This is a genomic window from Flagellimonas maritima (assembly GCF_003269425.1).
GTDB classification, from domain to species: domain Bacteria; phylum Bacteroidota; class Bacteroidia; order Flavobacteriales; family Flavobacteriaceae; genus Flagellimonas; species Flagellimonas maritima.
Map to the genome: position 1 here is coordinate 3404281 of NZ_CP030104.1, position 19819 is coordinate 3424099.

Annotated in this window: 23 protein-coding genes; 17 read left to right on the plus strand and 6 right to left on the minus strand. The window is 37.0% G+C overall.

All coding sequences use genetic code 11. The features are described 5' to 3' along the window. Positions 1-75 precede the first annotated feature (75 nt). From hisG to hisIE, 11 genes are all read left to right on the plus strand, one after another. Positions 76-933 carry an ATP phosphoribosyltransferase gene (gene hisG / locus HME9304_RS15095; RefSeq protein WP_112379369.1) on the plus strand — a complete coding sequence of 286 codons (858 nt, stop codon included), beginning with the start codon at positions 76-78 and terminating at the stop codon, positions 931-933. 248 nt (positions 934-1181) lie between these two features. Continuing rightward, entirely contained in the window at positions 1182-2471 is a 1290-nt protein-coding gene (gene hisD / locus HME9304_RS15100) for a histidinol dehydrogenase (RefSeq protein ID WP_112379370.1), read from the plus strand. A gap of 56 nt (positions 2472-2527) precedes the next feature. Beyond that, a complete protein-coding gene (gene hisC / locus HME9304_RS15105; RefSeq protein ID WP_112379371.1) occupies positions 2528-3577 on the plus strand; it encodes a histidinol-phosphate transaminase in 1050 nt (349 codons plus the stop codon). Continuing rightward, entirely contained in the window at positions 3577-4713 is a 1137-nt protein-coding gene (gene hisB, locus HME9304_RS15110; protein WP_112379372.1) for a bifunctional histidinol-phosphatase/imidazoleglycerol-phosphate dehydratase HisB, read from the plus strand. Before hisC ends, hisB begins: the two co-directional genes overlap by 1 nt. A gap of 109 nt (positions 4714-4822) precedes the next feature. Then, the gene (gene hisH / locus HME9304_RS15115; protein WP_112379373.1) at positions 4823-5407 is read left to right on the plus strand and encodes an imidazole glycerol phosphate synthase subunit HisH; all 585 of its coding nucleotides are present in this window, start codon (positions 4823-4825) and stop codon (positions 5405-5407) included. Beyond that, positions 5404-5817 carry a GNAT family N-acetyltransferase gene (locus HME9304_RS15120; RefSeq protein ID WP_112379374.1) on the plus strand — a complete coding sequence of 138 codons (414 nt, stop codon included), beginning with the start codon at positions 5404-5406 and terminating at the stop codon, positions 5815-5817. Before hisH ends, HME9304_RS15120 begins: the two co-directional genes overlap by 4 nt. Beyond that, positions 5818-6597: a 1-(5-phosphoribosyl)-5-[(5-phosphoribosylamino)methylideneamino]imidazole-4-carboxamide isomerase gene (locus tag HME9304_RS15125; RefSeq protein ID WP_112379375.1), complete on the plus strand. Its 780-nt coding sequence runs from the start codon at positions 5818-5820 to the stop codon at positions 6595-6597. Next, the gene (locus HME9304_RS15130) at positions 6590-7099 is read left to right on the plus strand and encodes a DinB family protein (RefSeq protein ID WP_112379376.1); all 510 of its coding nucleotides are present in this window, start codon (positions 6590-6592) and stop codon (positions 7097-7099) included. Before HME9304_RS15125 ends, HME9304_RS15130 begins: the two co-directional genes overlap by 8 nt. A 27-nt stretch (positions 7100-7126) precedes the next feature. Further along, positions 7127-7252 (plus strand): hypothetical protein, encoded by a 126-nt coding sequence (locus HME9304_RS17210; RefSeq protein WP_262510365.1) that lies wholly within the window; start codon positions 7127-7129, stop codon positions 7250-7252. An 85-nt stretch (positions 7253-7337) separates the two neighbouring features. After that, positions 7338-8093 (plus strand): imidazole glycerol phosphate synthase subunit HisF, encoded by a 756-nt coding sequence (hisF, locus tag HME9304_RS15135; RefSeq protein ID WP_112379377.1) that lies wholly within the window; start codon positions 7338-7340, stop codon positions 8091-8093. A 2-nt stretch (positions 8094-8095) separates the two neighbouring features. After that, entirely contained in the window at positions 8096-8692 is a 597-nt protein-coding gene (hisIE, locus tag HME9304_RS15140) for a bifunctional phosphoribosyl-AMP cyclohydrolase/phosphoribosyl-ATP diphosphatase HisIE (protein WP_112379378.1), read from the plus strand. Positions 8693-8820: 128 nt separating this feature from the next. Here the strand turns inward: hisIE and HME9304_RS15145 are convergent, their stop codons facing one another. Continuing rightward, on the minus strand, positions 8821-9627 hold the full coding sequence (locus HME9304_RS15145; protein WP_164674857.1) for a DUF1853 family protein: 807 nt from the start codon (positions 9625-9627) through the stop codon (positions 8821-8823). Between the two features lie 288 nt (positions 9628-9915). Between HME9304_RS15145 and HME9304_RS15150 the strand changes: the two genes are divergently transcribed. Both HME9304_RS15150 and HME9304_RS15155 read left to right on the plus strand, forming a co-directional pair. Next, a complete protein-coding gene (locus tag HME9304_RS15150; RefSeq protein WP_112379380.1) occupies positions 9916-11070 on the plus strand; it encodes a vWA domain-containing protein in 1155 nt (384 codons plus the stop codon). 103 nt (positions 11071-11173) lie between these two features. Next, the gene (locus HME9304_RS15155) at positions 11174-12643 is read left to right on the plus strand and encodes a magnesium chelatase (RefSeq protein ID WP_112379381.1); all 1470 of its coding nucleotides are present in this window, start codon (positions 11174-11176) and stop codon (positions 12641-12643) included. Positions 12644-12651: 8 nt separating this feature from the next. On the opposite strand, the gene HME9304_RS17195 is transcribed toward HME9304_RS15155, so the two are convergent. Beyond that, entirely contained in the window at positions 12652-12912 is a 261-nt protein-coding gene (locus HME9304_RS17195) for a hypothetical protein (protein WP_239023317.1), read from the minus strand. A 443-nt stretch (positions 12913-13355) separates the two neighbouring features. Between HME9304_RS17195 and HME9304_RS15165 the strand changes: the two genes are divergently transcribed. Then, the gene (locus HME9304_RS15165) at positions 13356-14231 is read left to right on the plus strand and encodes an alpha/beta hydrolase (RefSeq protein WP_112379382.1); all 876 of its coding nucleotides are present in this window, start codon (positions 13356-13358) and stop codon (positions 14229-14231) included. Positions 14232-14277: 46 nt separating this feature from the next. Next, on the plus strand, positions 14278-15015 hold the full coding sequence (locus HME9304_RS15170; RefSeq protein ID WP_239023322.1) for an alpha/beta hydrolase: 738 nt from the start codon (positions 14278-14280) through the stop codon (positions 15013-15015). Between the two features lie 2 nt (positions 15016-15017). Here the strand turns inward: HME9304_RS15170 and cysM are convergent, their stop codons facing one another. Both cysM and epsC read right to left on the minus strand, forming a co-directional pair. Continuing rightward, positions 15018-15902 carry a cysteine synthase CysM gene (cysM, locus tag HME9304_RS15175; protein ID WP_112379384.1) on the minus strand — a complete coding sequence of 295 codons (885 nt, stop codon included), beginning with the start codon at positions 15900-15902 and terminating at the stop codon, positions 15018-15020. Further along, positions 15895-16686 carry a serine O-acetyltransferase EpsC gene (epsC, locus tag HME9304_RS15180; RefSeq protein ID WP_112379385.1) on the minus strand — a complete coding sequence of 264 codons (792 nt, stop codon included), beginning with the start codon at positions 16684-16686 and terminating at the stop codon, positions 15895-15897. Before epsC ends, cysM begins: the two co-directional genes overlap by 8 nt. A gap of 46 nt (positions 16687-16732) precedes the next feature. Here epsC and HME9304_RS15185 point away from each other — a divergent pair, with 46 nt between their 5' ends. Next, entirely contained in the window at positions 16733-17461 is a 729-nt protein-coding gene (locus HME9304_RS15185) for a DUF2461 domain-containing protein (RefSeq protein ID WP_112379386.1), read from the plus strand. On the opposite strand, the gene HME9304_RS15190 is transcribed toward HME9304_RS15185, so the two are convergent. Then, complete coding sequence (locus HME9304_RS15190; protein ID WP_112379387.1) at positions 17447-17860, minus strand: glyoxalase; 414 nt, start codon at positions 17858-17860, stop codon at positions 17447-17449. The genes HME9304_RS15185 and HME9304_RS15190 overlap by 15 nt on opposite strands. A 129-nt stretch (positions 17861-17989) precedes the next feature. Between HME9304_RS15190 and HME9304_RS15195 the strand changes: the two genes are divergently transcribed. Beyond that, the gene (locus HME9304_RS15195) at positions 17990-18889 is read left to right on the plus strand and encodes a DUF72 domain-containing protein (RefSeq protein WP_112379388.1); all 900 of its coding nucleotides are present in this window, start codon (positions 17990-17992) and stop codon (positions 18887-18889) included. Here the strand turns inward: HME9304_RS15195 and HME9304_RS15200 are convergent. Beyond that, positions 18886-19737 carry a phosphatidylserine decarboxylase gene (locus tag HME9304_RS15200; RefSeq protein ID WP_112379389.1) on the minus strand — a complete coding sequence of 284 codons (852 nt, stop codon included), beginning with the start codon at positions 19735-19737 and terminating at the stop codon, positions 18886-18888. The genes HME9304_RS15195 and HME9304_RS15200 overlap by 4 nt on opposite strands. Positions 19738-19819 lie beyond the last annotated feature (82 nt).

Genomic DNA, 19819 nt, shown 5'->3' on the forward strand with positions numbered 1-19819 from the left:
TATTCTAAACCCGTTTGAGAAATCAAGCGGGTTTTATTTTTGTGCCTGTTTGGAAACCAAACAAAATTTGTAATAATGACTAAAATTAGAATTGCTGTTCAAAAGAGTGGGCGTTTAAACCAAGACTCCCTAAAAATTTTAAAAGACTGTGGCATTTCCATTGATAATGGAAAAGACCAACTCAAAGCTACGGCCCGTAATTTTCCTTTGGAAGTTCTTTACCTTAGGAATGGTGATATACCACAATATTTAAGGGATGGCATTGTTGACATTGCTGTGCTTGGAGAAAATGTATTAATAGAGAAAGGAAGGGATATATCAATCGTTGAAAAACTTGGTTTTTCAAAATGCAGGGTCTCTTTAGCGGTTCCAAAATCCACTAAGTACAACTCTGTCAAAGATTTTGAAGGTAAGCGTATCGCTACTTCATATCCCAATACGGTATTGGATTACCTAAAATCCAAGGGAGTTACCGCTGACCTTCACATTATTAATGGCTCTGTAGAAATAGCTCCGAATATTGGACTGGCCGATGGTATCTGTGATATCGTTTCAAGCGGAAGTACATTGTTCAAGAACAATTTAAAGGAGGTCGAGGTTATATTGAAAAGTGAAGCGGTATTGGCGGTTTCCCCAAAAATCTCTGAAGAATGTACCGTTATTCTCGAAAAGCTACAATTTCGAATAAAATCAGTGCTACAGGCAAGAAATAATAAATATATATTGCTCAACGCTCCAAATGACAAGTTGGATGAAATCATATCCATATTGCCAGGCATGCGAAGTCCAACCGTGCTTCCTTTGGCGGAAGAAGGATGGAGTTCCGTACACACGGTTCTAAATAAAGATACTTTTTGGGAGGTCATCGATGAGTTGAAAGAAGCTGGTGCAGAAGGTATTCTGGTATGCCCGATAGAAAAAATGGTAATCTAAAAGTACGAGGCAGAGATACTAAGTTGGAAATACAAAGTAAGAAATGAATCAGTTAAGATTAAATTTATCTATGTCCTATCGTAATGTAACCGTTACCCAGAATTTATTTCTGGGTCACATCATAAAATCAATATATTGAAATTGTTGTGGGATGCTGAAACAAGTTCAGCATGACTTGCAAAACGACTATTGTAACGAAACATAGAGGTGTGAGATGAGTTTTTCTTCTTCAAAAAAAGTTCGGGAATATGAAAAAGTATAAAAATCCAGATAAGTCGGAATGGCCTAAAATTCTCTCAAGGCCTACACAGACATTTGATGCCTTAGAACCGATTGCTGACGAGGTTTTTGAGAAAGTTCAAAATGAAGGAGATCAAGCACTAAGAACATACACCCAAAAATTTGATGGGGTTGCCATTACAGATTTTAAGGTTTTAGAAGAAGAGATACTTGAAGCTACTGATTTGGTTTCAGAAGATTTAAAACAAGCCATATCTCTGGCAAAAAACAATATAGAAAGATTTCATTCCGCCCAAAAAACAGGGAAAACAGCATTGGAAACCATGCCGGGAGTTTCTTGCTGGCAGGAAAAAAGACCTATTCAAAAAGTCGGGTTGTATATTCCAGGGGGTACGGCCCCTTTGTTCTCTACCATTCTGATGCTCGCCGTTCCTGCAAAAATTGCAGGTTGCGAAGAAATTGTACTGTGTACTCCACCAAATAAGAATGGAGCAATACATCCGGCAATTTTATATACGGCACAATTATGTGGGGTGACCCAAATTTTTAAGGTTGGCGGCATACAGGCCATTGCGGGGATGACATTTGGCACTGAGTCCATTCCAAGCGTATATAAAATATTTGGTCCAGGAAATCAGTACGTTACAGTAGCTAAACAGTTGGCAACCAAATATGGAGTGGCCATCGATATGCCTGCAGGTCCCAGCGAACTACTGGTCGTAGCCGATGATTCTGCCGAGGCAGCCTTTGTGGCTTCTGATTTATTGAGTCAAGCGGAACATGGTACGGATAGTCAGGTTGTTTTGGTTTCTACTTCAGAACAGCTACTGGATGCAGTCGGCAAGGAGGTTGGCATACAGCTAGAAGCACTGCCCCGCAAGGCAATTGCCAAACGTGCGATTGAAAATAGTAGACTTATTTTAGTCGAAAACAATCAAGTAGCGGTAGACATCATCAATGAATACGGTCCAGAACATTATATCGTCTGTGTTGCCGATGAAGATTTCTATATTCAGAATACAATAAATGCAGGTTCGGTATTTATAGGGAATTATACTCCCGAAAGTGCTGGTGATTATGCTTCTGGCACCAACCATACCTTACCGACAAACGGATATGCCAAACAGTATAGCGGTGTAAACTTGGATAGTTTCATGAAGAGCATGACCTTTCAAAAAATATCAAAAGAAGGTATTTTAGGTATTGGTAAGGCTGTCGAATTAATGGCAGAAGCAGAAGGATTACAGGCACACAAAAATGCCGTTACACTTAGATTGGATAGTTTAAAGAATCAGTGACATAGCCAGGATTTTAGGCTGCGTTCCAAATAAAATAAAGTTGCGGTTTTGATACAATGAAGAACACGTTCAATATACAAGATTTAGTTAGGGATACCGTAAAGGATTTAAAACCATATTCTTCGGCCAGGGACGAATATGTTTCGGATGGTTCTGAAATGATTTTTTTAGATGCCAACGAAAACCCTTTCGAAAATGGTTTAAATCGGTATCCGGACCCGCAACAACGAAGTTTAAAGACACTCTTATCCGAGGAAAAACAAGTATCGGAAAAGAATATCCTATTGGGCAACGGAAGCGATGAAGTATTGGATTTAATTTTCAGGGCTTTTTGCGAACCAAATCAAGATAATGTTATCACGCTACCACCTACCTATGGAATGTACAAGGTATTGTCTGGAATCAATGCCGTAGAAAATAAGGAGGTATTATTAACAACGGGATTTGAACCTGATGTAGACAAAATTTTGAATACGGTCAATAAATCATCAAAAATTATTTTTATTTGTTCTCCCAACAATCCAACGGGCAATGCATTCTCACTAGAGAAAATCGAGAAATTGTTGACTAACTTTCAAGGAATAGTGGTCATAGATGAAGCTTATGTGGATTTTTCATCGGAAAAAAGCTGGGTCAAATCGTTAAATAAATATTCTAACCTTATCGTTACGCAAACGATGTCCAAAGCTTATGGTATGGCAGGGATTCGGTTGGGAATTTGTTATGCTTCCGAAGAAATCATTGGGATTTTAAACAAAATCAAACCACCGTACAACGTAAATCAACTTACGCAATACCAAGCATTGAAACGGGTTTTGGACGAAACCCTGGTTCAAGAAGAAGTGAAGAAAATTCTTATTGAACGCAATATCCTAACCAAAGAATTGGAACAGCTAAGTTTTGTGGAACACATTTATAAATCAGATGCCAATTTTGTTTTGGCGAAAGTTGATGATGCAAACAAAAGGTATGAAGAGCTGTTGGCATTAAAAATTGTGGTCAGGAACAGAAGCAACCAACCTTTATGTGAAAACACGCTCAGATTTACCGTTGGCACACCAAACGAGAACAGGAAATTGATAGCAATTTTAAAAGAAATTGAATAATGGGCAAAAAAGTACTTTTTATTGATAGGGACGGAACGATTATCAAAGAAACTGCTGACGAGCAAATAGATGCTTTCGAGAAAATGATTTTTTATCCGAAATCGTTTACCTTTCTTGGAAAAATTGCAAAAGAACTGGATTATGAACTGGTTATGATTACAAATCAAGATGGTTTAGGCACGGATATTTTTCCTGAAGAAACATTTTGGCCCGTACATGATTTCATTCTAAAATCCTTTGAGAATGAAGGTGTCGTTTTCGATAAAGTTTTTATTGACCGAACATTTCCAAAAGACAACGCCAATACCCGAAAACCTGGTACTGGTTTGTTAACCGATTATTTTTCAGAAACTTATGATTTAGAAAATTCTTTTGTAATAGGAGATCGCTTAACGGATATAGAGTTGGCAAAAAATCTTGGTGCAAAAGGAATTTTTATTAACGATCAAACGAATTTGGGAACAGATGAGATTACAACGGCGCAAGAAGCTTTAAACGATTTTATTGCTCTAGAGAGCAATGATTGGGAAAAAATATATGAGTTTTTAAAATTGGAAAATCGGGTAGCGCGGATAGCAAGAAAAACCAATGAAACTGATATTGAGATTAAACTAAATCTTGATGGCTCGGGCAAAAGCGATATCAAGACAGGGTTGGCTTTTTTTGACCATATGTTGGATCAATTGGCTCGGCATGGGCAAATGGACTTGGAAATCAAAGTCGACGGTGATTTGGATGTGGATGAACATCATACTATTGAAGATACTGCAATTGCATTGGGCGAAGTTTTTTCAAAATCGTTGGGAAATAAATTAGGAATAGAACGCTATGGCTTCTGTTTGCCAATGGATGATTGCTTGGCACAGGTAGCCATAGATTTTGGCGGTCGCAATTGGTTGGTTTGGAACGCCGATTTTAAAAGAGAGAAAGTAGGCGACATGCCTACAGAAATGTTTTATCATTTCTTTAAATCTTTTACGGATGGAGCCAAAGCGAACCTTAATATAAAAGCAGAAGGAACGAACGAGCATCATAAAATTGAAGCTATATTCAAGGCATTCGCAAAATCGATTAAAATGGCCGTGAAGCGAGATGTTGAGAAAATGATCTTGCCAAGTACAAAGGGAATGCTTTAGATATATAGTAGTAAGTATTGAGCTGTAAGTAATGAGTATATGTTTATAGCATCTAAAACTCAATTCTAATGTCTCATATCTCAATACTAATATCCAATAACTGAAAAAAATGAAAATAGTAATCATAGACTATGGCGCTGGAAACATCCAGAGCATCAAATTTGCCATTCAGCGTTTGGGTTTCACGGCGCGTTTGACGAATGATGTCGAGGAAATTAAAAATGCGGATAAGGTTATTTTTCCCGGGGTAGGTGAGGCGAGCTCTGCAATGAGAAAATTACGGGCGAGCGGACTGGATATGATTATTCCTGACTTGAAACAACCCGTTTTGGGAATATGTTTGGGGATGCAGCTGATGTGCAATGCATCCGAAGAGGGAAATACAAAAGGTCTTGGGATTTTTGATTTGGATGTCGTGAAATTTCCGCTATCCGTAAAAGTGCCACAAATTGGTTGGAACCAGATAGGTGATTTAAAATCGGATTTGTTCAGAAATATTCCCGAGAAATCACACATCTATTTGGTACATAGTTTTTATGCGCCTATTGGAAAAGAAACCCTGGCAACATCGGAATATGCTTTGCCTTACAGTGCCGCACTTGGAAAGGCCAATTTTTATGGAACCCAGTTTCACCCTGAAAAAAGTAGTACTATTGGAGCAAAGATTTTACAAAATTTTTTAGAATTAAAATGAACAACGACTATTATATCACTACCGAAAAATCAAGAATGGATGTTGATTTAATTCATAAATATCTCACTAAATCATATTGGGCGAAAGGAAGAAGTAAATCTTTGGTATTGAAATCAATGGAGAACTCAATTTGCTTTGGGATTTTTGATAAAAGTAACAACCAAATCGGCTTTGCCAGAGTAGTGAGTGATTTAGTGGTGTTTGCATGGCTAATGGATGTTTTCATACTTGATTCGTATCAAGGAAAAGGAATTGGAAAAATACTCTTAAAATTTATTTTTGAATACCCAGAGTTTAAAAATGTAAACGTAATAGGGCTTAGAACGAACGATGCACATGCTTTATATGCTCAATTTGGTTTTGAAAGAATACCGAATCCAGAAACCTGGATGCTAAAAAAGAATACTTAAATGCGAATTATACCAGCCATTGATATTATCGAAGGAAAATGTGTCCGATTGTCCAAAGGAGATTATGCTACCAAAAAGATTTATAACGAAAGTCCTTTGGAAATTGCAAAGAAATTTGAATCCCATGGTATTCAATATTTACATTTGGTAGATTTGGATGGTGCCAAATCGAAGCACATCGTCAACCACAAAGTATTGGAAAATATAGCGACACATACCAATCTTAAAATTGATTTTGGGGGCGGTCTAAAAACAGATGAAGATTTACACATAGCCTTTGAAAGCGGGGCCGATCAAATTACGGGCGGAAGTATTGCGGTAAAAGAGAAAGAGATATTCTTGGCCTGGTTGCAAAAATATGGCACATCAAAAATTATATTGGGAGCAGATGCCAAAGATGAGAAAGTTGCAGTTTCAGGATGGTTGGAAGAATCAGATAAGGAATTGATTCCATTTATTCAATCCTATCAAAAAAATGGAGTCAAATATATCATCTGTACGGATATAAGTAAAGATGGAATGTTGGAAGGGCCTTCGTTTGAACTTTACAAAAAGATTCTGTCCAATACCATGAAAACAGAAACTTCCATAACTGGGAGTGGCGTAGAAGATAGCGAAGTCATAGGTATTAGTTTGATTGCAAGTGGAGGTATTTCCAGTTTTGAAGAATTGCCAAAACTTAAGGAAATTGGTTGCGAAGCAACTATTATTGGAAAAGCTATCTATGAGAATAGAATCAGTTTAAAACAACTGGAGAACTATATTTTAGAAAATGTATAAACAGTGGCAAACAGAAGTAGTACTCAATGCAAACTATAGAATGGAGGAAAACCTACGCATGATCAAAATCTGCTTGGAGAAACTCTCAGACAAAGTAATTTGGCAAAAACCCAATGAAAGTACAAATAGCATTGGAAATCTCATTTTACATCTATGTGGCAATATCACACAATATGGGATTTCTTCGATTCAAGGTACCGAGGATAACAGGAACCGGAATGAAGAATTTATGACTTTATCCGGTTTGGACAAAGACGAACTATTTCAAAAACTGGTTTCAACCGTAGAAAAAGCCAAGTTTGTGTTTAACTCGGCAACAAACGATGAATTGATAAAGAAAAGGTCGGTACAAGGATTCGAATTCTCTGGAATTGGTAATATTATTCATGTAGTGGAACACCTGTCATATCATACGGGGCAAATAGCGCTATGGACCAAAATTTTAATCAATAGCGATTTAGGGTTTTACGATGGGATTGATCTAAATGTTAAGAATGAATAGTTACGTCACCTTGAACTCGTTTCAGGGTTGCACAGCTGGAAAGAGGACAATGGGGATGAGATTCTGAAACAAGTTCAGAATGACGCAAAAAGAAAAGTGGAAGAACAGCGATTGAACACTTTGGATTTTTTGGGACGGGCCCCGTCACCCTGAACTCGTTTCAGGGTCGCACAAACATAGATAAGATGAAAATATATTCTACTTCAAACTTTTTACTTCTAATATCTAACTTTGATATATGCTGACAAAACGAATAATTCCATGCTTGGACATTAAAAATGGGCGCACTGTAAAAGGTGTAAATTTTGTCGACCTTAGGGATGCGGGAGACCCAGTGGAACTTGCCCAAATATATGCGGAGAAAGGCGCTGACGAATTGGTATTTTTAGATATTTCGGCAACAGAGGAAAAAAGAAAAACCTTAGCGGAGTTGGTGTATCATGTCGCGGAAAAAGTTAATATTCCATTTACTGTGGGTGGAGGAATCTCATCTGTTGAAGATGTTGATGTATTACTCCAAAATGGAGCTGATAAGGTTTCTATTAATTCTTCAGCCGTCAAAAGACCGGAATTGATTAATGAATTGGTAGCCAAGTTTGGTTCGCAGTGCATCGTTGTTGCCATAGATGCCAAACAAATCGATGGAAACTGGAAAGTTCATTTAGTAGGAGGGAAAGTACCAACGGACATTGATTTGTTCGAATGGGCCAAGGAAGTTGAAGAGCGCGGTGCGGGAGAAATACTCTTTACTTCCATGAATCATGATGGAACAAAAGGTGGTTTTGCAAATGAGGGCCTTGCTAAACTATCTACCTTGGTTAATATCCCAATAATTGCGTCGGGCGGCGCAGGGGCAATTTCACATTTCACTGATACTTTTACTGATGGAAAGGCGGATGCAGCATTGGCCGCCAGTATTTTTCATTTTAAGGAAATAGAAATAAAGGATTTAAAGCAACAATTGCGGAAAGAAGGAATTCCCGTTAGACTATAAATATGAAAATAGACTTCAACAAAAATAACGATGGATTAGTACCTGCAATAATTCAGGATGTTAAAACAAAAAATGTCCTTATGTTAGGATATATGGACCAAGAGGCATTGGATGTTACGCAAGAAACCAAAAGGGTCACTTTTTTTAGTCGTAGTAAAAGGCGATTATGGACAAAAGGCGAGGAGAGTGGCAACTTCTTGAATCTAGTGAGCATAAAAAATGATTGTGATAATGATACCCTACTCGTTATGGTAAATCCAGAAGGGCCGACTTGTCATAAAGGAACCGATACCTGTTGGGCTGGGGACAACACACAGAATTTTGGATTTCTAACGGAACTAGAGGAGATTATAACTTCCCGAAAAGAACACCAGGATGATGAAAAAAGCTATGTTGCGTCATTGTTTAAAAAAGGCATTAATAAAATAGCCCAAAAAGTAGGGGAGGAAGCTGTTGAAACTGTGATTGAGGCCAAAGACGATAACGATGAACTTTTTTTGAACGAAAGCGCGGATTTATTGTTCCATTATTTGATTTTATTGCAGGCCAAAGGATATACACTGAAAGACATTGTAAAAGTTCTCGAGAGCAGACATTGATTTTGATGATTGTTGGATGCCAGGGGTCGGTAGACGGTTGATGGTTGATGGTTGAAGGTTGATGGTTACTGTAAGAAGCTATAAGATTTTTTTAGTTGAAGGTTGAACATTTCATTTGAACAACGAAGCTACCACCAAACCACAAACAATTTTTCAATAGTTCCATCGATTTTTTTAAGCCAGAGCATTGGTGAATTTTCCTTTAGCATTCTCACGTTAACTTCAAGGAGCGTCATGTAATGGGATGTATATTTTCGATTCATTGATGGGGCAATGACCCATTCTCTTTTAAAAGGAATGTAATATTCAAATCGTTTAAATAATTCAGAATTAAAATCATTAAATCGAATCCAATTCCCTTGAATGCATTTATTGTTCAATGGGCGAATAGACACATTACTATTGCTATAAGGGATAAAAAGCTGCGTTTTAAAGCAAGCCTCTTGATTGATACCATCCAGCTTTATTTGCAGTTCCCCTAATTTGTTTTTCAACGCTGTATGGTATAGCAATGGAAATTGTTTTTCCTTCAATTTGTCCAATTTGGTAAAGAACATATCCCATTTATTCGGTCCCATCAAACGGTGGACAGGTTCTGATATTTCAGGATCAATAATGTAGAATTTATAGGCCAGCTCCACGTGATGAACCTTTCCCGTATTAGTATTTTGAAGGATAAAATCAAGCTCGCCCAATCGTGTTTTGCCCTCATCTATCAATAGGTTTTTTGCTATTATTTTCCATTTTTCAGAAGCCATTAACAACTGTTCGAATACTTCTTCCATTTGATGACCGAGCCGTAAAGCTTTGTTAATAGGTTTAGGTTCAAATTGAGCTATTGCTATTTGTGGAAATTCAAATTGGGAAACTCCAAATTGTTCTTTGACCCACAATGGGAAGGTATTGTAAAAGCCAATACATAGTCTTTTATCCATCCAAACAAATTTAGCCGAAAGATGCATATCAAATTTCAATAATTCGGTTTCAGTGAGCAATCAGCCAATTTTGAACTACATATATGAGTTTTATCCCATTTTAAAATAGTACTTGTACCTGGGTTCAAACTTTATATTTGATTTTGTATTTGAATTTGAACTTTGAGTTTGAGTTTGAGTTTGAATTTGAACTTTGAGTTTGAGTTTGAGTTTGAACTTGAACTTTGCATAAAGTTAAGTTTTCATTAAAGCTATGATCATAAGGCTAGAATGTGTTAATTTTATGTAATGGCTATGAATACAAGAAGGGGATTTCGGTTTACCACCTATGAAGCTCCAGACCAAACTCCGTTCGAAAAACTTTTTGAGATTTTTCAAGAACTCATCACGCATACTTCTGGGGATGTGGAAGAGGCGTTGGATTGGCTACGCGAATTGGATAAGGAATATGAGCTTACCGATGAAGATTATACCATTGATGACTTTATAGAAGATTTGAAGGCAAAAGGATTCATTCGAGAAGAACTTGATAATGATGCCGACCAAGGAGAAGGTGATGGAGAGGAAGGTGATGGCGGTGGAAATCTTTTGATAACTGCGAAGTTGGAACGTATGCTTCGTCAACGTGCCTTGGACCAAATATTTGGTAAGCTCAAGAGAAGCGGTTCCGGTAACCATAAAACGGGGAAATCTGGCAGGGGAGATGAACATACAGGGGAGTTTAGGGAATATCGTTTTGGAGATAGCCTAGAGCATATTTCTATGACGGAAAGTCTTAAAAATGCCCAGATCAATCATGGATTGGACAGTTTCTCGTTGAGTGAAGAAGATTTGGTTGTTGAAGATACGCAGTACAAAGCCCAGATGAGTACGGTGCTGATGATCGATATTAGCCACAGTATGATTCTATATGGTGAGGATAGAATAACCCCCGCCAAGAAAGTAGCTATGGCCTTGGCTGAATTGATTACAACACGCTATCCTAAGGATACCCTTGATATTTTGGTATTCGGAAACGACGCTTGGCCAATCCCGATTAAAGATTTGCCCTATTTGAAAGTGGGACCCTACCATACCAATACTGTTGCAGGATTACAATTGGCAATGGATATGCTACGGCGAAAGCGAAATACCAATAAGCAGATTTTTATGATTACGGATGGAAAGCCATCTTGCTTAAGGCTTCCGAATGGGGATTATTATAAAAACAGTGTTGGACTGGATGATTATATTGTTGAGAAATGTTATGCAATGGCACAGCAAGCCAGAAAACTTCATATCCCCATAACTACTTTTATGATTGCTCAAGACCCCTACCTTATGCAATTTGTACGGCAATTTACACAGGCCAATAAAGGAAAAGCGTTTTATACGGGTTTAAAAGGTTTAGGCGAAATGATATTTGAGGATTACGAACAAAACAGAAGAAAAAGGATTAAATAGGTATGAAGTTGAAAATGCAAGGTACAATTTCATAAGTGCCAAAAAAACTAAAATCCTGAGCTTGCCGAAGGATAAAATCCAATAAAAAATTGATTGAAAAGGAATGAAAATAGACACAAAAAAAATAAGAACCTTAGGTGAATTAATAAAGTCCGGTTATCGGTCTAAAAGTATAAAAGATGAGCTGAGAGAAAATCTATTGGAGAAAATCTCAAATGGTGAAGAGACCTTTCATGGAGTTTGGGGATATGAAAACTCTGTGATTCCAGAATTGGAGCGAGCTATTTTATCTCGGCATAATATCAATTTGCTGGGGTTAAGAGGTCAGGCGAAAACCCGTTTGGCAAGATTGATGGTCCAACTATTGGATGAATGGATTCCTGTTGTAGAAGGTTCGGAAGTACATGATGACCCGTTTCAGCCTATTTCTAGGTATGCAACTGAACTCATCAAAGAAAAGGGTGACGATACCCAGATTGTTTGGATTCATAGGGATGAACGATTTTATGAAAAATTGGCTACGCCAGATGTTACCGTTGCCGATTTGATAGGCGATATCGACCCCATAAAAGCAGCTAACCTAAAACTGTCCTATGCGGACGATAGGGTCATTCATTTTGGTATGATTCCACGGGCAAACCGTTGTATTTTTGTTATCAATGAGCTACCGGACCTTCAAGCAAGAATTCAAGTAGCTTTATTTAATATCTTGCAAGAAGGTGATATACAGATTCGTGGATTTAAACTACGCCTATCTTTGGACCTACAGTTCGTTTTTACCGCCAACCCTGAAGATTATACCAATAGAGGTAGCATCGTTACCCCTTTAAAGGATAGAATTGGCTCACAAATATTGACCCATTACCCTGATTCATTGGAAATTGCCAAAAAAATCACCAAACAGGAAGCACAACTGGACGAAAGGCAAAAAAATAAAGTATATGTTCCAGAAATTGCCATGGATGTTTTGGAACAAATTAGTTTTGAAGCAAGAAACAGTGAATATGTAGATGCCAAAAGTGGAGTGAGTGCAAGAATGAGCATAACGGCATTTGAAAATTTACTAAGTACTGCCGAAAGGAGAATTGTTAGGTCTGGGGAAAAACAAACTACGGTACGTTTAAGCGATTTTATGGGCGTAGTTCCATCGATCACGGGAAAAATAGAATTGGTTTATGAAGGAGAACAGGAAGGTGCAGGCGCCGTAGCAGAGATTCTTATTGAGGATGCCATAAAGTCTTTGTTCCCCAACTATTTCCCAGAGATAGCAAAACTGGAACACAAAGATGCAGAAACTGCATACGATGATTTAGTTCATTGGTTCTTTGATGGTGATGGTTTTGAGTTGCTTGATGAGGATAAAGATGAAGAGTACAGGGCTAAATTGGATGCTGTAAAACCCTTGAGCAAACTCATTGCCGAGCACCAGCCCTCGGTTTCAAAAGAGGATTCTTACTTTATGAAAGAGTTGTTGCTTTGGGGGCTTGTGGCGCATAAAAAACTCACTAAGAACCGATTTACCGAAGGATATCAATTCAAAGACCTTTATGGTAGTTATATTCGAGGGCTGTAAAATTTGATTTACTGCCAAATGTTCAAATTATCGTTGTAATTTTCAAAGTTATATTGGCCAATATGGTCTTTTCGCTGCCAGAACGATACCAATGTAAATAGTGGCAATAGACAATATAAAATAAGTGTGAAACCCCCAATAGGTTTAAAACTTGCAGGGATAATATGTTCTTGATATTGTGAAGCGGAACTCAATATGCTAGCAGTATCATAAATTTTGAAAAAATAAACAATCATTATCGCATACAGAATATATTCTAGATTTCTCATTTTTGGATCAGGGAGTTCATCTTCCGTTATTTTAAACCAGATTACATATAAGTACAAACAGTGTACTAAACTTAATACAGGAAACACATAATTGCCAGGCTTCAAAAAGTTGAATTTATCGGTGTACAGCCCGTAAAAATTTAATATTATCAGAGAAAACAATAATATTAAAGTGATAATAGCATTTCTTTTCCATGTTAAAGTATTCAAAAGTAGTTTCATGTTATTTTCAGATTTGGGTTCTACATAACTCATATAAAGGAAAGTATAACTTACTATATAAATCCAAAGAAATCGATATGAAGTGAATTATGTAGGATAATCTGACAAAAACATCTTAAAATACAATTGTTTATTGGTGCAAGCATGTTCTTTTAAAGAAGGAAACTTATCTAAATTAAAAGTGTTACTAGATTTTTGTATTTTGGGACAAATACGGGGATATGCCAAACTGGCTTTACATTTTACTTATTATACTTTCAGTGTATGTTCTAATAAGTGTATTGCTCTATTTTCTACAAGATTATTTCCTATTTAAACCCGAGAAACTTCCCAAGGATTTTCAGTTTCATTATGACAATCAAGAAATACAGGAATACAATATAGAAACCAGGGATGGCGAAACCATCAATGGTCTACATTTTAAGGCCAAGCAATCAAAAGGATTGGTCTTTTACCTTAAGGGCAATTCAAAGAGTATAAAGGGTTGGGGCAAATTTGCAGTGGATTTTACAAGACATGGGTACGACGTTATCATGGTAGATTATCGTGGGTTTGGCAAGAGTACAGGAAGGAGAACACAAAAAGCGGTCAAACGTGATATGCAAGTAATCTATAACAAGTTGAAAGAAAAAGTATCAGAGCGTTATATCATTTTATATGGTCGCTCCATGGGGTCCGGCTTTGCAGCCAAATTGGCGTCTATGAACAATCCTAGAATGCTAATACTGGATGCTCCATATTATAGTTTAAGCAAAGTTGCCAAAAAATTCATTCCTTTTATGCCCTTATCCTTATTGATAAAATTTCCAATGCCAACATATAAATGGTTGAAATACGTTAACTGCCCAATTCATATTATACATGGCACGGACGATAGGTTGATACCCTATAAAACAAGTGTAAAGCTATCCAAAATAAAACCTGAACTTTCCAAGTTGTATACCGTAATAGGAGGTGGGCACAAAGATTTGAACACGTTTGAATCCTATCATGAAATGTTAGCCGAAATTATAACGGTGAGACCTAAAAAAATAAATACAGAGGGTTCAAGTATCAATGTAAAACACGCTACACGAAAATCCAATGCAAAAGCTTAAGCGTTTTGGATTAAGCATTTTAATCCTCTTTTTCTCAATTGTACTTATGATATATTTTCTTCAAGAGCGACTCATTTTTTTACCTTCACAATTACCCGCTGACTATGAATATTCATTTTCCCAAGATTTTGAGGAAGTATTTTTGAACAATGAGGACGGTGCCAAATTAAACGCTGTACATTTTAAGGTTGAAGAACCAAAGGGACTCATTCTATATTTTCATGGAAATGCAGGTGATTTATCCAGATGGGGGTATATCGCTTCCGGTTTTACCGAGCTTGGTTATGATGTGTTGGTCATGGATTACAGAACTTATGGAAAAAGTACTGGTGTGCTTTCTGAAAAGGGTTTATATGGCGACGCACAACTTTTCTACAATTATGCCATGAAAAGATATAATGAGAGCGAAATTATAGTATACGGGAGATCACTGGGAGCTACAATTGCATCACATCTAGCATCCAAAAACGAACCTTCTAAACTGATATTGGAAACCCCCTTTTACAATTTACTTGATGTAGCGCAAGATCGTTTCCCAATTTTGCCACTAAAGCATTTGTTGAAATATAAGATGACCTCTAACGAGTATGTACAAGATGTAAAAGCTCCTATCCGAATTTTTCATGGAACGGCCGATAAGGTAGTTTCCTATGATTCAGGCAAAAAACTCTTCGAAGCTATACCGCATTCCGATAAAAAACTCTACACCATTGAAGATGGCAATCATAATAATTTGATTGAATTTGAAAACTTTCGGAAAGGAATTCAAAAAGAGCTTCAATGATTTTATCCAAACAAATCTGAGGATAAATATCTATCGCCGCGGTCACAGACAATAGAGACAATGGTTCCTTTATCCAATGTTTTTGCCAATTTTAATGCTATGGTAGCTGCACCACCACTGCTCATTCCTGAGAAAATGCCTTCTTCCTTGGCCAACCTTTTGGCCATTGATTGAGCTTCTTCTTGGCTTACCTCCAATACTTTATCTACTTTTTGTGGATCAAAGATTTTTGGTAAATATGCTTTGGGCCATTTTCGTATTCCAGGAATTTTTGCTTCATCGGTAGGTTGAACCCCAACGATTTCAATATTAGGGTTCTTTTCTTTCAAAAAGGTAGATGTGCCCATTATAGTGCCTGTGGTACCCATGCTCGAAACAAAATGTGTAATATTTCCATCCGTGTCGTTCCAGATTTCCGGTCCAGTGGTTTTGTAATGCGCTTTCCAGTTGTCGTCATTGGCAAACTGGTTCAGCATAAAATATCCATCCGCTCTAACTTTAGACTCAGCATAATCACGGGCTCCTTCAATTCCTACATCTGAAGAAGTCAAAGTAACTTTTGCTCCATAGGCTCTCATGGTCTGAATCCTTTCCTTTGTTGAATTTTCAGGCATAACCAGTTCTATATCAAGCCCATATATTCCTGCAATCATAGCTAGTGCTATGCCCGTGTTTCCACTTGTTGCTTCAATAAGTTTCGATTGCTTGGTTATTTCACCTCGCTCCATGCCCGCTTTTATCATATTTAAAGCTGGTCTGTCTTTAACACTTCCGCCTGGATTATGACCTTCTAGTTTAAAAAGTAATCTTACATTAGGATTTGTATTCAAGACTTTCGATTGGACCATAGGGGTATTGCCTATTAAATCGAGGACACTATCAAACATTGGACGTTGTTTTTATTTTTATTTCAGGAGTATGGAAAACTGTAGAATTGGGAGGGACAGAAGCTGTCAACCAAGCATTTCCACCAATTACAGAGTTTTCCCCGATAACAGTTTCACCACCAAGTATAGTAGCATTGGCATAAATTGTTACGTTGGACATGATAGTAGGGTGCCTTTTGACTTTTTGAAGATTTTTGGCTACGTATAGAGCGCCCAATGTTACACCTTGATAGATTTTTACGTTATCATGAATAAGAGCTGTTTCCCCTATTACAACTCCAGTAGCATGATCGATAAAGAAAGACTTGCCAATTTGTGCACCTGGATTGATATCGACCCCTGTTTGTCTATGGGCGTATTCAGTCATCAATCTAGGCACCAAAGGAAATCCTTGTTTATAAAGTTCATGTGCCAAACGATAAATGGCTATTGCATAAAAACCGGGATAAGCCATGTAAATTTCCTGAATTGAAAGAGAGGCAGGGTCACAATTAAGGATTGCCTCCGCGTCTAAATTGAGTTTTTCCAAGATTCCTGGCAATTTCTGTATATAATTTTCCCAAACTGTGGAACATGGTTTATGGGAATCCCAACAAGCCATATCCATAAGCAAACTGAATTCTTGCTCCAAAATAGTAAGATTTTCAGATACAGGAGTATTAACATCAAATAATGTATAGAATAGCGTATTTGTAAAACTCTCTGTTTTCTCTTTTAATCTATAGTCTAAGTGGGGTAATTTTTTGTGTTTATTGAGTTCGGCAATTATTTTCTGTTTGTCCATACTTAAAATATAAATTTAAAAATAGCTAAATCCTTATCACACAGTTATGAAATTAGCTAACTTTAGCTTAAAAATAACACATCAACTTTGTCCCGTGAATAATCCAAAAATTTCAAAAGAGGTTCTCGATTTTTTAAAAAAGTTAGCGAAAAACAACAACAGGGAGTGGTTCTTGGAAAATAAGGACATCTTTAAAAAACACGAGGAACATGTGAAAGAATTTTATTCAAGTATCCAATTACGTTTGGAAGCACATGATGATATCGAAAAAATGAAAATGTTTCGTATTTACAGGGATGTCCGCTTTTCTAAAGATAAAACACCATATAAATCACATTTTGCCGCATCTTTTTCCAGATTGGGGGCACATTTGAGAGGAGGGTATTATTTAAGGATAAAACCTGGCGAAACATTTGCTGCCACAGGTTTTTGGGGACCAAATAAGGATGATTTGTTCCGAATACGAAAAGAACTGGAAATGGATGCATCGGAATTTAGGGAAATAATCAATAAAAAATCTTTCAAAGACATTTGGGGATCACTTGAGGGAGAGGAAGTAAAAACTGCTCCAAAAAATTTTGACAAAGAACACGATAATATAGACCTGATCAAAAAGAAGCAATTTATTTTCGTACGCAATTTTTCAGATAGAGAAGTGCTCTCCGATTCATTTATCGATGAGATCGATAAATCTTTCAAGATAATACGACCCTACTTCGATTTGATGAGCGACATTTTAACGACCAACTTAGATGGAGAGTCAATATTGGAGTAGTACAATATTTTCTAATAATTGTACTTGATCCTTGATTCTTTCTATGACCATATTCATCATGCGCTTGTTCAATGCAGACGAATTTTGAATATAAATATGATATTCTTCCACGGTAAATTGACCTATAATCATTCCCTTAAGGGAGTTTCGGAATTTAATATCCTTTTGAATGGATTTTTCAATAAATTCCAATCTTTTTTCTAAAGAAAGATCATGAAAGGCGCCCTTGTGTTTATCAATATAGTTCTTGAAAACCTCTATCAATAAGAAGTTTTGAAGTTTGATTACGGGTCTTAATGTTTTGTTTTGAAAACGCTCGTCAGGACTCATATTGTCATGTAGTCTAGCTTGGATAATCTCTGGACGACTGTCCAAAAGATTCTTGGATCTTGAATCCATGGTTGTAAGTTTTATTAAAATTACATAAACCTAAAATGCACATGTTTTGAAGTGCCAATAGTTTTTAACGATGTTATGAACAGGATTCATTTATCTTTAACTTAGTAGCTGAAATGTAAAAATTGATCCATGAAATTTGGAAAAGTTGAGCACCCGGAATTAATTGATTTTAGCATGCCCGAAAATCATCCGGACACCGAAATACTACTCTCAGAACAAGAGGACAAAGGAGAATCAAATATTTATGTTGGCTGCGCCAAATGGAACAGGCAAGACCTTAAAAACTTTTATCCCAGAGGGACCAAGGACGAATTGGTCTATTATTCATCCCAATTTAATTGTATAGAAATGAATGCCACGTTCTACAGGATTTTTCCTGCAGAACAATATCAAAAATGGCATGATAAAACTCCTGAAGGGTTCAAGTTCTTTCCAAAAATGACGAACGAGGTAAGTCATTTACGCAGGTTGAACGATAAAGTATATGAAATTGCAGATCGTTATTTAGAGGTTACCACATTGCTGAAGGAAAAATTAGGAACCATTTTCTTGCAAATGCATAACAACTTTGGACCAAAAAACTGGGATAGGGTAGTACAGTTCGTAAATTACTGGCCAAAAGAATTTCCATTGGCAATGGAGTTTCGGCATACGGATTGGTTCACCGATGAAAAGGTGGCCCAAGAACTCTACCACCTATTGGAGGAGAACAACATCGCAAATGTCCTAGTGGATACAGCAGGTAGGAGGGATATAATGCATATGCGATTGACCAATGATGAAGCCTTTATAAGGTATGTAGGCGCAAATCACGAATCAGATTATGCCCGGTTGGATGATTGGGTCGATAAATTAGCCGAATGGAAAGCAATGGGCTTAAAAAACATCCATTTTTTTGTGCATCAAAATCTGGAACTTGAATCCCCGCTTTTATCAGCTTATTTTATCGAAAATTTGAACAAAAAATTGGGAACCAAACTTACGGTTCCGAGCACTTTGTTGAAAAATAAGCCAAATACATTATTTTAATAGGGAACACCTACTTCCACAAAAGTATTTTTGGAATGATATCTTGGCGAAAGAGGAGCAGCCATACAGCAAGTGGAGCCTAAATAGAATAAAGACAGCTGTTGTAGTTTAGTAACGTTATATCCAATCTGGATATTCTCAGGAATATGTATTGTTCCAACGGCAGGCCCGCCAATAATGGAAATGTACCAGACCTTCCCTTGATTATCTACAATATCTATGTTGTAACGTTCGTTTCTGAAAGCTGGTAAAGAAGGATTTTGCTTATATATCCAAGGTCTGAGCACTACTAGGTCACCAGGTATATGTTGAATTCGTTTTATTGTTCCATTAATGGGTGAATGAATACGATGGTAATTTTTATTATGTAGAAATACATTCGTGAAGGTGTAATCCTTGGGAACTTGATCTGGAACTAACCCAAAAATTGTAGAAACCGACCTCACATCTGTCTTTACGCGAACAGCGCCTAAGTTGCCAACTTTTCCCTCATCACATAAAAGACCTTCACATGGCCATACATAAGGACTTTTACTTTCTGGCAAAACCCTAAATTCCCTTATAAAAAAGTCTTGAAAATTATCAAAGGAATTTTTGCCATTGGGCGGTTTAAACTTGTCTAGATAATTCTTGTCAGCGTAATTGATTCTAATGTAAGGCTTAATGATTTTTTTTGAAACAGGCTTGTTATAAAACGAACTATACCAAGCAGATGCTCTTTTTTGAATGTTGCTTGGAATATTGCCCCATAGGTTCACAGAGAGAAATTTATAAAGTTTTGCTCTCCAAGTAGGTACGGAAAAAACTGTAAAGCTGGGGTCTGAATAATAATCAGAGATAGCTTTCATTCTTGGCTGTTTGATTTTGATTGATACTCCAATTTATCTGTATTGTATTTTTTATCCCAAACAATTAAGAAAAGTTTATTTA